Origin of the sequence: Lactobacillus sp. B4026, from assembly GCF_026535825.1 — a bacterium.
Lineage (GTDB): Bacteria > Bacillota > Bacilli > Lactobacillales > Lactobacillaceae > Lactobacillus > Lactobacillus panisapium.
In genome coordinates, this window is the sequence record NZ_JAFNPD010000005.1 from 12,763 (window position 1) to 28,067 (window position 15,305).

15 protein-coding genes and 1 tRNA gene are annotated in these 15,305 nt (G+C 39.7%); 13 read left to right on the plus strand and 3 right to left on the minus strand.

What is annotated here, in order from left to right; all coding sequences use genetic code 11:
- Window positions 1-250: 250 nt before the first annotated feature.
- From tyrS to J3U69_RS05435, 5 genes are all read left to right on the plus strand, one after another.
- Window positions 251-1,516, plus strand: coding sequence for a tyrosine--tRNA ligase (tyrS, locus tag J3U69_RS05415; protein WP_267413319.1), 1,266 nt, complete (start codon window positions 251-253; stop codon window positions 1,514-1,516).
- A 128-nt stretch (window positions 1,517-1,644) separates the two neighbouring features.
- The gene (locus J3U69_RS05420) at window positions 1,645-2,034 is read left to right on the plus strand and encodes an NUDIX domain-containing protein (protein WP_267413320.1); all 390 of its coding nucleotides are present in this window, start codon (window positions 1,645-1,647) and stop codon (window positions 2,032-2,034) included.
- Between the two features lie 126 nt (window positions 2,035-2,160).
- Entirely contained in the window at window positions 2,161-2,499 is a 339-nt protein-coding gene (locus tag J3U69_RS05425) for a heavy metal-binding domain-containing protein (protein WP_103752923.1), read from the plus strand.
- A gap of 59 nt (window positions 2,500-2,558) precedes the next feature.
- Window positions 2,559-2,631: transfer RNA gene (locus tag J3U69_RS05430), tRNA-Thr, on the plus strand.
- A gap of 24 nt (window positions 2,632-2,655) precedes the next feature.
- Entirely contained in the window at window positions 2,656-3,309 is a 654-nt protein-coding gene (locus J3U69_RS05435) for an HD domain-containing protein (RefSeq protein ID WP_220220181.1), read from the plus strand.
- A 5-nt stretch (window positions 3,310-3,314) separates the two neighbouring features.
- Here the strand turns inward: J3U69_RS05435 and J3U69_RS05440 are convergent, their stop codons facing one another.
- Window positions 3,315-3,815: a methylated-DNA--[protein]-cysteine S-methyltransferase gene (locus J3U69_RS05440; RefSeq protein ID WP_267413411.1), complete on the minus strand. Its 501-nt coding sequence runs from the start codon at window positions 3,813-3,815 to the stop codon at window positions 3,315-3,317.
- Window positions 3,816-4,149: 334 nt separating this feature from the next.
- Here J3U69_RS05440 and J3U69_RS05445 point away from each other — a divergent pair, with 334 nt between their 5' ends.
- The 6 genes from J3U69_RS05445 (at window position 4,150) to J3U69_RS05470 (ending at window position 11,094) form a co-directional block, all read left to right on the plus strand.
- Window positions 4,150-5,241, plus strand: coding sequence for a BMP family lipoprotein (locus J3U69_RS05445; protein WP_103752250.1), 1,092 nt, complete (start codon window positions 4,150-4,152; stop codon window positions 5,239-5,241).
- Between the two features lie 125 nt (window positions 5,242-5,366).
- On the plus strand, window positions 5,367-6,437 hold the full coding sequence (locus tag J3U69_RS05450; protein ID WP_220268515.1) for a BMP family lipoprotein: 1,071 nt from the start codon (window positions 5,367-5,369) through the stop codon (window positions 6,435-6,437).
- Window positions 6,438-6,516: 79 nt separating this feature from the next.
- Entirely contained in the window at window positions 6,517-8,052 is a 1,536-nt protein-coding gene (locus J3U69_RS05455) for an ABC transporter ATP-binding protein (protein WP_103752252.1), read from the plus strand.
- Entirely contained in the window at window positions 8,045-9,190 is a 1,146-nt protein-coding gene (locus J3U69_RS05460; RefSeq protein WP_103752253.1) for an ABC transporter permease, read from the plus strand. Before J3U69_RS05455 ends, J3U69_RS05460 begins: the two co-directional genes overlap by 8 nt.
- On the plus strand, window positions 9,190-10,146 hold the full coding sequence (locus J3U69_RS05465) for an ABC transporter permease (RefSeq protein ID WP_103752254.1): 957 nt from the start codon (window positions 9,190-9,192) through the stop codon (window positions 10,144-10,146). Before J3U69_RS05460 ends, J3U69_RS05465 begins: the two co-directional genes overlap by 1 nt.
- Before the next feature lie 9 nt (window positions 10,147-10,155).
- Window positions 10,156-11,094, plus strand: coding sequence for a nucleoside hydrolase (locus J3U69_RS05470; protein WP_267413322.1), 939 nt, complete (start codon window positions 10,156-10,158; stop codon window positions 11,092-11,094).
- A gap of 68 nt (window positions 11,095-11,162) precedes the next feature.
- On the opposite strand, the gene J3U69_RS05475 is transcribed toward J3U69_RS05470, so the two are convergent.
- Window positions 11,163-12,479, minus strand: coding sequence for a C1 family peptidase (locus J3U69_RS05475; RefSeq protein ID WP_220220177.1), 1,317 nt, complete (start codon window positions 12,477-12,479; stop codon window positions 11,163-11,165).
- 144 nt (window positions 12,480-12,623) lie between these two features.
- Complete coding sequence (locus J3U69_RS05480; protein WP_103752257.1) at window positions 12,624-13,052, minus strand: Hsp20/alpha crystallin family protein; 429 nt, start codon at window positions 13,050-13,052, stop codon at window positions 12,624-12,626.
- Window positions 13,053-13,264: 212 nt separating this feature from the next.
- Here J3U69_RS05480 and greA point away from each other — a divergent pair, with 212 nt between their 5' ends.
- Both greA and J3U69_RS05490 read left to right on the plus strand, forming a co-directional pair.
- Window positions 13,265-13,726, plus strand: a complete 462-nt coding sequence (gene greA / locus J3U69_RS05485; protein WP_103752258.1) for a transcription elongation factor GreA — start codon at window positions 13,265-13,267, stop codon at window positions 13,724-13,726.
- An 80-nt stretch (window positions 13,727-13,806) separates the two neighbouring features.
- Window positions 13,807-15,120 carry a nucleotidyltransferase gene (locus J3U69_RS05490; RefSeq protein WP_220234811.1) on the plus strand — a complete coding sequence of 438 codons (1,314 nt, stop codon included), beginning with the start codon at window positions 13,807-13,809 and terminating at the stop codon, window positions 15,118-15,120.
- The last annotated feature ends 185 nt before the right edge of the window (window positions 15,121-15,305 follow it).

Sequence of the window (15,305 nt, forward strand, 5' to 3'; positions counted from 1 at the left end):
AATAAAAATGAGTATGATCATTTATAATCAATTTAAGTAGCACTTCGATTCAGCGGACAGAGAACTAGCGGCTGGTGTGAGCTAGACAGGTCGAAGAAAGCGAAATACAAATAACAGGGTGGTTTCTTTAAAGACCAAGTTAAGGCGTTTATTTGAACGCAAACGTGGGTGGTACCACGGCTATGAAAAAGTAATTTAGTCGTCCCTAGATTCGATTTAGAATCTAGGGATTTTTTATTGGAGGAAAATGATGGCGAATTTTGATATCTTAGAGGACTTAAAATGGCGCGGCGCAATTAACCAGCAAACTGATGAAAAAGGTTTGGCTGAATATCTTGAAAAGCACGATGATTTAGCCTTATATTGTGGTACAGATCCAACAGGTGACTCACTTCATATTGGTCACTTAATTCCTTTTATGATTTTGAAGAGATTTCAACTTGCAGGCTACCACCCAGTTATTGTTATCGGTGGTGGAACAGGTACGATTGGTGATCCATCTGGTAGAAGCTCTGAACGAGTATTGCTTAGTGCAGAAAAACTTCACCAGAATGAATTGGCTTTAACCAGACAAATGGAAAAACTGTTTGGGACCGAGAACTTTGAAATTGTTAACAATGCTGAATGGTTGGATAAACTGAGTCTGATCGAATTTTTGCGTGAATATGGGAAACATTTCCAAGTAAACAACATGTTAAGTAAGGATGTTGTAGCCAATCGGTTAGAAAATGGTATTTCATTTACTGAATTTTCATACCAAATTTTGCAGGCCATTGATTTTTACCAATTGAATAAAGAACACGGTGTTCAAATGCAAATTGGTGGTAGTGACCAATGGGGCAACATTACGGCAGGAATTGACTTGATTCATAAATTATTGGGTTCTGATCGCCAAGCATTTGGTTTGACCATTCCGTTGATGCTAAAAGCTGATGGAACTAAATTTGGTAAATCAGCCGGTGGTGCTGTTTGGCTTGATCCGGAAAAGACCAGCCCATATGAGTTCTACCAATTCTGGATAAACCAAGATGACCGTGACGTTGTTAAATACCTGAAATACTTCACTTTCCTCAGTCACGAAGAAATTGATGAGCTGGCAGAACAAGTTAAGAATGAGCCATGGAAACGGACTGCGCAGAAGACTTTAGCTCGGGAAGTAACTAAATTTGTTCATGGACAAGAGGGCCTGCAAGAAGCAGAAATGATCACTGATGCACTATTTTCTGGTGATATCAAGGACTTGACCGTTAAGCAAATTGAACAGGGACTTAAGAGTGCCCCTACGGCTGAAGCAGATGCTAGTGCAAAGAACATTGTTGACTTCCTAGTTGAGACAAAGATTGAATCATCTAAGCGCCAAGCACGTGAAGATGTTACTAACGGTGCAATTTATATTAATGGTGACCGGCAACAATCTGTTGATTTTGTAGTTGATCCGGAAAAGGCCTTCTCTGGTAAATACGTTATTGTCCGTAAAGGGAAGAAAAAGTACACCTTAGTTAATATTACTGCCTAATTTGACGATTAAGAAACGACCTACTGCATTTTACAAAGTGGGTCGTTTTTATTTTTGGCAAAATGATGGGGCAAAGGCATTAAGTGGTTTAAAATAGAATTAACTAATTTTTGAGGGGATGATAGGCTATGCGCGCTAGGGTAATCATTTATAATCCTGATTTGACGGCAATTTTATTAATTCATCGGCAAAAAAAGCAGCGAAATTATTGGGTAGTCCCTGGCGGCGGTGCAAAAAGGAGTGAAACGCCACGAGAAACTGCCATTAGAGAAATTAATGAAGAATTACAAATAGAGTTAACGTCAGCACAATTACGGCAACTGTTTGTGATCGATGATGAATACTTCTTTTTAACTGATTATCGGCAAAAAGCTGTGCCTGACATTAGCGGCGAAGAAAAAGAGCGGTCAACTAGTACAAATGTTTATCGACCGGCTTGGGTTACTTTGTCTGAATTGTTAAAAATCAACTTGATGCCACCCGCATTAAGCAACAAGATTCTAGCAGTGATTAAATAGCGACTGTAAATATTTGTTTTATTATTTTTGGATTTATGATTGACATGTTACTATCTGTTAATTCATAATTTGGTTTTAGCAATATAAACTTATTGACTAAAAGGCCCTAATAAAGGAGGCTCACCTATGAGTAATGATGAAATATTAGTTACAACAACTGAAAATATACCTGGTAAGGAATACGAGGTTATCGGTGAAGTATTTGGTTTAACGACCCAGTCTAAAAATATGATTAAAGACTTCGGTGCAGGTTTAAAGTCAATGGTTGGTGGAGAAATCCGCAGCTATACACAAATGTTGCAAAAGTCACGTGAACAAGCTTTAGAGCGCTTGCGGCAAGAAGCTGTGGAAAAAGGTGCTGACGCAATTGTGATGATGCGCTTTGATTCTGGTACAATTGGTGGTGACATGCAATCAGTTGTTGCCTATGGAACAGCAGTGAAATTTCGCTCAAGTGCAGAATAATTAATTACTGCGGAGATATCCACCGGACATGGTGGATATTTTTTTGATAGAATATTCTTGCCGCTTTAGCTCAGGAGGTAGAGCACCGCCGTGGTAAGGAGGAGGTCCTCAGTTCAAATCTGGGAAGCGGCTTAGTGAAAGGAAGGGAAGATAAAGTTGGATTTAGATAAGATTACCAGTTTTGTTAAACAGCAATTAAAAGACGAAAAAACTGGGCATGATTTTTATCATGGTCGGCGAGTTGCCAATTTAGCAAGTCAAATGTATTTGCAGGATAACCCAGATGCACGACCTAATAGCCGCATGGTGGCAATTATTAAAGCAGGAGGGTATCTGCACGATACGATTGACGAAAAGATCTGTGCGGACCCTGAGGCGGTTATCGCGCAAATTAAACAGCTATTACCCCAGGCTGGTTTTACTGAATTAGAAGTCCAGGATATTTTGTTTACGATTCAGCATATGTCTTTCTCCCAAAATATTGAGCATCATTACCAATTGCCAGTATCTGGTGAATATGTTCAGGATGCGGACCGAATTGAAAGCTTAGGAGCCATGGGAATTGCCCGTGCTTTTACCTATGGTGGTGCTCACGGAAATGCAATTTATGATCCTGAAATTAAGCCCCAGAAGTTGGTCAGTCACGATCAATATCGTGAACATACGGAAACAACGATCAATCATTTTTACGAAAAGTTATTCCAACTTGAAGATTTGATGAATACCGCTGGCGGTAAAAAAGAAGCACACAGAAGAACAGAATTCATGCGTGCTTTTGTTAAAGAATTTATGGCGGAATGGGATGTTTAAAAGTGCTACAGCGCCTGTTCCATTTGTAATAGGGCTTGTTTGCGCTCAATTCCGCCAGCATATCCAATTAATGAGCCATCCTGGCCGATAACTCGGTGGCAAGGAATAATCAGGGTAATAGGATTGTGACCAACAGCTCCGCCGATCGCCCGTGCCTTGTTAATCTTTTTCGATTCCTGTTTTTGCAACTGGTCAGATAACTCTTTGTAAGTTGTAGTTTGTCCGTAAGGAACTTTTTGTAATTCCTGAAAAACTTGCTCACGAAAAAGTGTTACCTCTGGTTTGATTGGAACCGCGAATGGATCGGGCTGTTGCCCGGAGAAATATTCGGTTAGCCACTGTAATGTCAGCTTAAGTGGCCACACTATTTTTTCATCCGCTTGTTCTAGCTGATAGTTTGCGCCGAAAAATTTTTGATCATTAAACCATAGACCGAGTAAGTGCTGATCACTACTTAAAAGGATCATTTCGCCAAGAGGCGACTGATAGGTTGCTTTGTATAAAATCTTGTTCATAGAATTTAACCGTTAATTTTTAGTGAACCACGTCAATCGTGGTTCTTTTTTATTGCTGATATTTAAGCTTATTTTAGCCTAAAAGTTTTTACTTTAATAGCGAGTAAAGAAGTTTCCTATCAGGATAACTTTACATAAATTCGTAAAATCAAAAAAATTTTGTTTTTGTGCTTGTTGCATACAAAAATAGATAGCATTAAGCTTACATTATGGTCTATACCAAATGCAAACCGCATGATATCAACACTCTATGTTGTGCTGTTCTTTTGACATAGCTACTAAATATTGATATTTTAGGTAATGTAAAAAAACAGGAGGTCAAAAGATGAGGACTAATATTAAGAAGATTTTTTCACTTGCAACGGTGGCAGTTACGGCGGGAATTGCCCTGACGGCTTGTTCTGGCAAAAAACAGGGCGGTAGTGGTAATTCTACCAATAATGCTAAGCATTCAATCGCGCTGATTACTGATACTGCTGGTGTTAATGACAATTCATTTAATCAGTCAGCTTGGCGCGGCTTTAAGGCATACGGCAAAGAACATAACATCAAGCGTGGCCGTAATGGATACCAGTACTTCCAATCAAGCAGTGCAGCAGACTTCGAACCAAATTTTGATCAGGCAAGCAAGGCCGGTTATCAAACCATTTTTGGTATTGGTTATAGTCTAAAAGATGCTGTTAGCGCAGCTGCCAAAAAGGATCCCAAGAAAAACTTCGTTATTGTTGATGACGTGGTTAAGGGCCAAAAGAACGTTGCTTCTGCAAACTTCAAGAGTGAACAAGCTTCTTATTTAGCCGGTGTTGCTGCCGCTACCCAAACTAAGACTAATGTAATTGGTTTTATCGGTGGTGCACACAGTGATATTATTGACCTCTTCGACGCTGGCTTTACTAAAGGTGTGAATGACCAAGCCAAAAAGCTCCATAAGAAAATTACCCTGTTAAATCAATACGTTGGCAACTTTACTAGTGCTGATAAAGAAAAAGCAATTGCCCAATCAATGTACGCTAAAAAAGCGGATATTGTCTTCCATGCTTCGGGATTAGCCGGAAATGGTCTTTTCCAAGAAGCCAAAGCTATTAACCAGAACCGTGCTGCAGATAAAAAAGTTTGGGTTATCGGCGTTGATGTCGACCAATCATATCTCGGCAACTACAAGACTAAGGACGGTAAAAAAGATAATTTTGTCCTAACCTCCGTCATTACAGGCGTAAATGTAGCTACTCATGATATTGCCAACCGTGCATATAACGGTAAGTTCCCTGGTGGTAAGCAACTAGTTTACGGCCTTGATACAAATGGTGTTTCCATTATGCGTGGTCATATCAATGATACTGCATGGAACTATTCGCGGAAGGCACGCAGCGAAATTATTGCTGGTAAGATTAAAGTGCCAATTCACCCTGCTAAATAGTTCGCCTTTAACATAACTATAGTTTTTTAAGCCCTTTATATTACATCTTATTCTTGAAATTATACGTATTTTATAATAAAGTAGTTAATGAAAAGTTCGTATTTTGTGGAGGGTAAGAAAAAATTATGGGTAAGAAATTTACGAAGCTTTTGTCTTTAGGAGCACTTGCTGCGTCATTTACGTTACTGGTGAGTGGTTGTTCTGGTAAAAAACAGAATTCAACCGCGCAAAGTAAAAAGGACAGTATTGCTTTAATTACAGATAGTAATGGTATCAACGACCAGTCTTTTAATCAGGCTGCTTGGGAAGGCTTTAAAGCTTACGGTAAAGAGCACAACTTGCAAAAAGGCAGTGGCTATCAATATTTCCAGTCAAATAGTGCCACTGACTACACGCCTAACTTTAATCAAGCTGCTAAGTCAGGCTATAAGACAATTTTTGGTATCGGTTATTTGTTAAAGGACTCTGTCAGCGCAGCTGCTAAAAAGAACCCGAAGAAAAACTTTGTAATTGTTGATGATGTGATTACTGGTCAAAAGAATGTTGCTTCTGTAACTTTTATGAGTAACCAGTCTTCATATTTAGGCGGAGTTGCTGCAGCGTACTCCACTAAGACTAACAAGGTTGGTTTTATTGGTGGTGCCAAGTCAGCGATTATTGGCTCATTTGAAAGCGGCTTTAAGCAAGGCGTTGAAGACGCAGCTAAGGCAATGCACAAGAAAATTACTGTCAGTTCCCAATATGTTGGCAACTTTACTTCGACTGATAAGGCTAAATCAATGGCGCAATCGATGTATGCAGATAAATGTGATGTGATTTTCCAAGCTGCTGGCTCTGCCGGAAATGGTGTTTTCCAAGAAGCAAAAGCACATAACCAAACACGTCTAGCTGATCAAAAAGTCTGGGTTGTTGGTGTTGACGTTGACCAGCAAAACATGGGCGAATATAAGGCAAAAGATGGTAAAAAAGCTAACTTTACTTTAACTTCAGTGCTGAAAGGCTTAAATGTTGTCACTAAATCTTTAGCTGATGACGCTGTTAAAGGCAAGTTCCCGGGTGGCAAGCATTTAGTTTACTCGTTAAAGGGTAACGGTGTTTCCGTCACTAAGGGTAACCTTTCGCCTAAAGCTTGGACAGCAGTCCAAAAGGCGAGAACAGAAATTATTGCTGGCAAAATTAAAGTTGCGCAAAATTAGCAGTTAGTTAAATGTTTTTAAGAACTCTTTGTGTATTAATATGCAAAGAGTTTTTTACAAAAGGAAATTAATAATTGAAATGAAAAATACGACTAATGTAATTGAGATGCGGCATATAGTCAAAGACTTTAACGGCTTTAAGGCTAATAATGATATTAACCTTACTTTGCAAAAAGGTGAGATTTTAGCCCTTCTTGGTGAAAATGGTGCGGGAAAGTCAACTTTGATGAGCATTTTGTCAGGACTGCTCATGCCAACTTCTGGTGAAATCATTGTTCGCGGGCAAAAAGTAGCAGTCAAAAATCCGACTGTAGCTAAGGATCTAGGAATAGGCATGGTTCACCAGCATTTTATGTTGATGAATTCATTTACGGTTTTGGAAAATATTATTTTAGGCCACGAAACGACTAAGGGCCCGAAACTTGATTTCAAAAAAGCCCAAAAGCAGATTGAGGAGTTATCTGCTCGGTATAATTTAAATGTTGATCCAAATAAAAAAGTGGGCGAAATAACAGTTGCCCAGCAGCAGAGAGTAGAAATATTGAAGGTCCTTTATCGCGGCGCTGATATTATGATTTTTGATGAACCCACTGCTGTTTTAACCCCGCAGGAAATAACCGAGTTTATTCAGATCTTGCAAGAATTGGCCAAAGAAGGAAAGTCAATCATCTTGATTACGCACAAGCTGGAAGAGATTAAGCGGGCTGCTGATCGGGTTACGGTTATCCGTGCTGGTAAAAGTGTGGGTACGTTTGAAGTGGCAGATGTATCTAATAATCGTTTGGCTGAATTAATGGTTGGCCGTCATGTTGATATGCGACTGGATAAACCTGAAGCCAAGTTAGGTAAAACAACGCTTAAAGTTAGTGACTTAAAGGTAAAAAATAAGCAAGGCATTTTAACGCTTAAGGGCTTATCTTTTAACTTGCGTGCAGGTGAAATTTTAGGAGTTGCAGGAATTGATGGCAACGGTCAAGACGAATTAGCTCGGGCGTTAACTGGCATGCAGCACGTTGATTCCGGCAAGGTTATGATTAATGACGAAGACATGACTAACCAAAAGGTCCGCAAGATTACTGAAAAGGGCGTTTCTTATATTCCTTCTGATCGGCAAAAATACGGCTTGATTTTGCCATTTTCAATTTCTGATAATTTGGCATTACAAAATTATTACCGTGAGCCATACTCTAGCCATCATTTAATGCATTATGATGCCATTCATCAGCATGCTAATCAGTTGATTAAGAAGTTTGATATCCGGACTACAGGCAGCAATCTGCCAGTTAGTGACCTATCCGGTGGTAACCAGCAAAAAGTAATCATTGCACGTGAACTTAACCTTAATAGCGATTTAATTATTGCCTTTCAACCAACGCGTGGACTTGATGTTGGTGCAATTGAGTATATTCATAAACAGCTGCTCCTTGAACGGGCTAAGGGCAAAGCAATTTTATTAATTTCCTATGAGCTAGATGAAATTATGCAGTTGTCTGATCGAATTATTGTTCTTCATGACGGTAAGATTTCGGGTGAAGTAAAGCCCGAAACAACCAGTGATGAAGAATTAGGCTTGTTAATGACGGGTATCAAGAAAGAAGGCAACGCTCTTGCTTAAAGTAAATCCCAAAACTAAAAAAATCTTAGTACCAATTATTTCAATTCTCGCCGGCTTTTTAGTTGGTGCTTTAATTATGCTTGTATGGAGCTATAATCCGTTTGAAGCATATGCGTCAATGTTTTCGAGTGCTCTGGGCAATATGAATGGAATCGGTGAAACTATTCGTGAAGCTACACCGCTGATTTTTACGGCTATTGGTTTTGCCATTGCCTCTAGCGCCGGCTTTTTCAATATCGGGTTACCCGGACAGGCACAAGCTGGCTGGCTAACTTCAATTTGGGTGGTGCTTGCTAATCCTAATATGCCTAAAGCATTATTGCTGCCACTTGCAATTATTGCCGGGATTGCTGCCGGTGCATTAGTTGCCGGAATTGCTGGCTGGCTGAGGGCTCAGTTTGGGACCAACGAAGTGATTACTACGATTATGTTGAACTATATTGTGCTTTATTCTTGCCAGTATTTAATGCAGCAGATTATGCCGAAAACGATGAGAATTGATACGGACACAACTAAAACAATTGCTGCTAATGGTAGTTTAAAAATTGACTGGCTCAGCTCGATGTTTGGTGATTCGCGGATTAATGCGGGAATTTTCTTAGCTATTATTGGTGTGTTCATTTACTGGTACTTAATGAAAAAGACAACCACCGGCTTTGAAATTCGGTCGGTTGGTGCCAACCCATTTGCCAGCCGTTATGCCGGAATGTCGACGAAGAAAAATATTCTGTATTCAATGCTTTTATCCGGTGGCTTTGCCGGCTTAGGCGGTGTTGTTCAGGGATTAGGAACATATCAAAATTATTTTACCCAGACAACTAGCTTGGATATCGGTTGGGACGGTCTTTCTGTTGCCTTACTGGGTGGTGGAACTGCCATTGGCATCCTGTTAGCAGCAATTTTATTTTCAATTTTAAAAATTGGTGGTTTGGGGATGCAGACGATTGCCGGGATTCCTTATGAAATAGTTTCGATTGTGATTGCAGCAATTATTTTCTTTGTGGCAATTCAATATGTGATTGGCTTGCTCTTTAAAAATAAGCGGGTAACTGCTAGTGACTCGCAGCAAGAAGAAAAGATAGCTACTACTCAGGACAAGGCACCAAGTGCAACCAGCACTGAAGGAGGACGAAACTAATGAATTTGCTTACCATTTTATCTTTATTGGTGTCTTCCACCTTCGTTTACTCAACGCCACTAATCTTTACTTCACTAGGTGGCGTTTACAGTGAAAATTCTGGGATTACAAACGTTGGCCTTGAAGGAATTATGACCATGGGCGCTTTTGCCTCAGTAGTCTTTAACCTGACTTTTGCATCCACCTTTGGCAAAGCCACTCCTTGGCTAGGGTTAATTGTTGGTGGAATAGTCGGTTTAGTATTTTCACTGCTTCATGCGGTAGCAACAATTAACTTCCATGCGGATCATGTCATTAGTGGGACGGTTTTGAACTTGATGGCTCCACCACTCGGCGTCTTTCTCGTTAAAGCGATTTATGATAAAGGTCAAACCGAAAACATTACGCAAAGTTTTGGCTATTTCAGCTTTCCTGGCTTGGCCAATATTCCAGTAATTGGACCAATTTTCTTTAAAAACACTTCTGCACCTGCTTGGCTGGCAATTATTGTTTCTATTTTGTTATGGTGGATTTTATATAAAACCCGTTTTGGCTTGCGTTTACGTTCTTGTGGTGAGAATCCCCAAGCAGCTGATACAATGGGAATTAACGTTTACGCCATGAGATATGCGGGCGTTCTTATTTCCGGTTTCTTAGGAGGAATTGGTGGGGCAGTTTTTGCACAGGCCATTTCTGGTAATTTTTCCATTTCAACTATTGTGGGACAAGGTTTTATGGCGTTAGCCGCAATGATTTTTGGTAAATGGAATCCGCTTGGAGCAATGCTGGCATCATTATTCTTTGGCTTTGCGCAAAGTATTAGTATTATTGGTAACCAGCTGCCATTTTTCAATCATATCCCATCAGTTTATATGCAAATTGCACCGTATGTAATTACGATTGTCATTTTGGTATTATTCTTTGGTAAATCAGTTGCACCCGCAGCAGACGGACAAAATTATATTAAGTCAAAATAAGGAGAACAAATGAAAGAAATTTATTTTAATCATGATGGTAATATCGACGATCTAGTGTCGTATTTGCTTTTCTTACTCGCACCCGATATTAAATTGCTTGGCGTCAGTGCAATTGATGCCGACGGTTATATTGATCCGTCTGTGGAAGTTTGCCGCAAAATGACGGATCGGTTTAATTTAAGGGGAGACCAATTAGCAATAGCAAAGTCCAATTCTCGGGCGGTCAATCAATTCCCGGCCGATTGGCGAACAGCGTCCTATTCTTTTAACTCTTTGCCGCTATTAAATGAGGCTGGTAAGATGACGACTAAAGAAGCTGATCAACCAGCTCATCTTGATATCGTAACTAAACTGGAGAATGCCCAAAAGCCAGTGACGCTGGTAATGACAGGCCCATTGACCGACTTGGCACGTGCACTTGATGCTGCCCCAGCGATTGAAGATAAAATTGCCAAGCTTTACTGGATGGGTGGCTCGCTTGATGGTCACGGCAATGTGGTTCAAGTTAACGCTGATGGTACCCAAGAATGGAATGCTTTTTGGGATCCGTTTGCGGTCGAACGCGTTCTTAAGTCAAATATTGCAATGGAAGTTATCGGCCTTGAAAGTAGTGAAGAGTTGCCTTTAACGGACGAATTGAAGATGCACTGGGCAAGTTTACGCAAGTATCCTGCAATTGATTTAGTGGGGCAGGCTTATAGTCTCCTCGTTAATCCGCCAATTCAAACGATGCAACTCTACTTCTGGGATGTTTTAACGGCAATTAGTGCTCTTTATCCTGAAGTAGTTTTAGCTTCAGAAAAAAGGCGGGTTAAGGTAGTTACAACCGGAACTGCAGCCGGGCGAATGGAAGATGATCCTAACGGCCGCGAGATTACCTTGGTAACTAAAGCTGATAAGAAGCTATTTTTCAAGAAATTTGACGAAATTCTGATGCGGGCAGAATAAGTTTGATAATGACAAAAAAGACGAAATTCGTTTAACGAGTTTCGTCTTTTAAGTTATATAAATTTAGTTTAGGCGATTGAATCCCATGCTGGCAGGTCAGTTACTGGACCTTCGGCTAAGGCAACTTGTTCAGAAGTTAGGTACTTTTTGTGGACAACTACTTCATAAACATATTCTTTAAACCATTTGTCGTTCATAACGAAGAAACCTTTGTCACCGTTCTTTTCGCCCCAGGAGTTTTCGACTTTCCACTGGCGAATTTGGCCTTTATCTTCATCGACACCAACTAATACCATTGCATGGCTGGCGTAACCTGAACCGGTCCGTAGACGGTCAGCTTTTGACATGCTGAGATCGACGCCGTATAAGTCACTATACTTGTACAAATCGCTGTCAAGATATCCTTGCTTGCGGTCGCTTTGAACAAGGACATCATTACCAAACCAAACGGCTTCACCATCTTTTAGCTGGTTAACAGCGTAAGTTTCCAAGTATTCCATCGGTACATTCAAGAACTTAATTCTGCAGACGCCGCCAACGTTATCAGCAAATGGGATGCCGTACAACTTGTTATATTCACGATCAGGAGCGTTAGTTAAAACAACGTAATCATTAAAGTCAACCTCGCCCATGTACTTGTGTAAAAATTCAAGTGGTGTCAAGTCTTTGTCCAAGTGGTACTTCTTGTCATCATCGCGGTATTCAAGGTCAAATTTCTTTGGTGGCTCACCGACTGCAATTGCCGTCATCTGGTAGACTTCACTTAAAAATTGCTCGCGTGCTTGCTCGACTTCTTTGTCTTTGCCCGCTTGCTTCAATTCCCGCAATACTAATGCATCTTTTCTCAATTTATCGCCTAAAGTCTTGCCAAACGCATCAGTGTTATTGGCGTTGAAACTTTCAGGCATGGCGTATGACGGAACGACACCATATTTTTCGATTAAAGCAGCACCCATATGAAAATGTCCGCCATCTTCGCCGGCTCCGCCTAAGATGGCTTCAACCGTACGTGAATTTAATTTTTCATCAGCGGTAGCCAAAATGTTGTCATAAAAAGTGTTGGCACGTTCAATTTTGTCCCAGAAAAAATTATAACTTTGTGAAAAAGTAAAATTCTTGCAGTGATATTTTTTACCAAATTGATGACGTAGTATGTTCAGAGTGGCAAATTCCCAACAGCGGCCTGAATGAAGTTGGTTAGTAACATTTTCAGTATCTAATTCTGTTGAAAAAACACGTGTTAGTTCATTTTGAACCCGCTCGTTATAAGCTGCCATCGAAACGCCGCTTTTTTGAGCAGCACGGGCAACAACCTGATTTTTGGGGTTGTCATTAAAATTGTTCGCAAACTTTTCAAGCTCTTGAACAGTAATTTTGTGTCCCATTAATAATTCTCCTTTTTTAATCTAATTTTAAATTACTTTATATTTTAAGCCAAAAGAAAAACGGGTTCAATAGCTGAACTCGTTTTAGAGAATTATTTGTATTGGCAACTTATCTTGAACTTCTTGCAATCTTTATTAAATAAGTTAATCAATTTGAATTGAATTATCACTTTGACCAGAACTTTGTTTTGGTAAAGTAATAGTCAATACACCATTATCATACTTTGCATGGATCTCACTTGCAACCACATTTGGTAATCTGAAGCTGCGAGAAATGTGACCTTCGCTTCTTTCACGGTGAATAAGACTATTATTCTTATCATTAGATAGGTCTTTGAATGATTTTCTAGAGCCTGATACGCTCAAAATGCCGTTATTGTAGTTTAAGTTAATATCGTTTTTATCCATTCCAGGCATGTCTACTTTGATAATGTATTCTTTATCATTTTCAACAACGTCTGATTGCATTAATTTGGCCATATCGCCATCGTCAAAAAATTTTCTTGGAAGATCAAACCAATCGTTCATCGCATCAAATAAGTCATTGTGCCGATTCATCATATCATTTGCCATAGTAAAAAGCTTCCTTTCAAATTTAATTAAGTTTTGTAATGGGGTGTTTGCTATTTCCTCATTACAGTTATTATTATAGTACCTAGAAAATTAAAATTAAAGCATTTAGCACTCTTTATTTTCGAGTGCTAAGAATAAAAGCTGAAAACTGTTGTGGCAGTAATAATAGCTTGTGGAAAATTTTTTTCTAACAAACAAAAGGAGTAAAAATATTGGTTTATTATCAGAAAATGACGCCGGAAGGTTACCAAAAAATTAAGAACGAAATAGCTGAATTGAAAAAGGATCGTCCGCGCAGAATTAAGATTTTGCAAGAGGCCCGGGCACTGGGTGACTTGTCGGAAAATACTGAATACACTGAGGCCAAGCGTGATCTGGGTCACTTACAAAGCCGCGTGCGGTACTTAGAAAAACAACTAAAATATGCTGATGTTGTTGATAAAACCGCTGATGGGAAGGTTGACCTTGGTAAGACAGTCACACTTAAATTTGATGATGATGACGAAACAGAGAAGTATAAAGTAGTTGGCCGGATGGAAGCAGATATTGCCGACGGAAAGGTTGCGTTTGATTCACCTCTTGGGCAAGCAATAATGAAAAAAGAGGTGAATACGACAGTTAGCGTAATGGCGCCTGCGGGAGAATATCACGTTACTATTATGGCAATTGACTAAATTTTGCACTTGATTAATCGAACTAGCGTTTGTATAATTAACTTTAGACGAACAAAGGTTTGTAACAAGGAGTGGAAAAAATGTATGATTATCGTTATGAACCCCACCGCGTAGTGTTTATGATTGATAATAAGTCATTTTTTGCAAGCTGTGAGGCGCTAGAACTAGGACTTAATCCCATGAAGGCTGTGCTGGCAGTGGTGTCCCATCAGCCTGATAGCAAGTATGGTTCAGGGTTAATTATGGCGGCTTCTCCTTTAGCAAAAGCAAAGTATGGTTTAACTAACGTGATGCGTGTGCGCGATTTGCCCACTAAAAAAGATGCACCTGATTTATTGCTGGTTGATCCGCACATGAATTTATATATTAAGCGCAGCATGCAAGTGCTGGATATATTTCGTGAGTATGCGGCGGATGAAGATATTCATGCGTATTCAATTGATGAAAGCATGATCGATATGACTAAATCTTGGCATTTGTTTGGGGATGATCCCTATTTAGTCGCACGTAAAATTCAGTGTGAGATTAGGGATAAGTTGGGCTTATATACTACTTGCGGAATTGGTGAAAATCCGCTTCTTGCCAAACTAGCAATGGATATTTCTGCTAAGCACCGCCATTCAATGATTGACTATTGGCATTATATTGATGTTCCTGATACAATTTGGCGAATTACTGATATGGAAGAAGTCTGGGGAATTGGCAAAAGAACAGCGCATCATTTGCGGCGTTTGCATATTAATAATATGTATGAATTAGCACATACCGATCCCGCGATTTTGAAGAAAGAATTTGGCGTAATTGGCGAACAATTATTTGCAATGAGTTGGGGTGTTGATCGCAGTATTATTAGCGAAAAGTTTTTTCCAAAAATGAAAAATTATGGTAACTCGCAAATTTTAACCAAGGATTATACTAATCAGCGTGAACTCGAAATTGTTTTGCGTGAAATTGGTGAGCAAGTTGCTGCCAGAATTCGTGCGCATAAGCTTCAAACCCAATGTGTTAGCTTGTATGTTGGCTTTTCGCAGTATAAACCGACAGGCGATCGAACGGGCTTCAATGTTCAGCGGAAAATTTCACCGACTAATGACAATGATTTACTCGTACAAGAAATACTGGCTTTGTTTCGCAAAAATTGGCGTGGTGAAACAGTTCGGGCGCTGGGAGTCAGCTGCAGCAGGCTCATTCCGGATACTTGTCAGCAATTAACCTTCTTTATGCAGCCTTCTACCCAAATAAAGAAACGTAAAATTGATGAAACGATTGACCAAATAAGGCGAAAATATGGCTTTAAAAGTTTGGTTAAAGCCTCCAGCCTAATGGAAGGCGCCACGGCAATAAGACGTAGCAGCCTAGTGGGTGGTCATAATGGCGGAAACGCGTACGAATAATTGTGATAAAGTAGCCATGTATCGCTTAATTGACTGTTACCAAAAGCATTTGCGCTTATTTAGTATTGCCGAGAAAAATCCTTTTTAAAATAAGCACTTAGGCTTGGTTTGAGTGCAAGATGCTAACAATAAAAAGCAAACTGAAAAATCTAAGCTGGCGTTTCATAAAATTAGCTTTTTTTGCT

Coding starts and splice junctions, on each gene's coding strand:
- tyrS (WP_267413319.1), top strand. CDS start 251: ATGGCGAATTTTGATATCTTAGAGGACTTAAAATGGCGCGGCGCAATT.
- J3U69_RS05420 (WP_267413320.1), top strand. CDS start 1,645: ATGCGCGCTAGGGTAATCATTTATAATCCTGATTTGACGGCAATTTTA.
- J3U69_RS05425 (WP_103752923.1), top strand. CDS start 2,161: ATGAGTAATGATGAAATATTAGTTACAACAACTGAAAATATACCTGGT.
- J3U69_RS05445 (WP_103752250.1), top strand. CDS start 4,150: ATGAGGACTAATATTAAGAAGATTTTTTCACTTGCAACGGTGGCAGTT.
- J3U69_RS05450 (WP_220268515.1), top strand. CDS start 5,367: ATGGGTAAGAAATTTACGAAGCTTTTGTCTTTAGGAGCACTTGCTGCG.
- J3U69_RS05455 (WP_103752252.1), top strand. CDS start 6,517: ATGAAAAATACGACTAATGTAATTGAGATGCGGCATATAGTCAAAGAC.
- J3U69_RS05465 (WP_103752254.1), top strand. CDS start 9,190: ATGAATTTGCTTACCATTTTATCTTTATTGGTGTCTTCCACCTTCGTT.
- J3U69_RS05470 (WP_267413322.1), top strand. CDS start 10,156: ATGAAAGAAATTTATTTTAATCATGATGGTAATATCGACGATCTAGTG.
- J3U69_RS05475 (WP_220220177.1), bottom strand. CDS start 12,479: ATGGGACACAAAATTACTGTTCAAGAGCTTGAAAAGTTTGCGAACAAT.
- J3U69_RS05480 (WP_103752257.1), bottom strand. CDS start 13,052: ATGGCAAATGATATGATGAATCGGCACAATGACTTATTTGATGCGATG.
- J3U69_RS05490 (WP_220234811.1), top strand. CDS start 13,807: ATGTATGATTATCGTTATGAACCCCACCGCGTAGTGTTTATGATTGAT.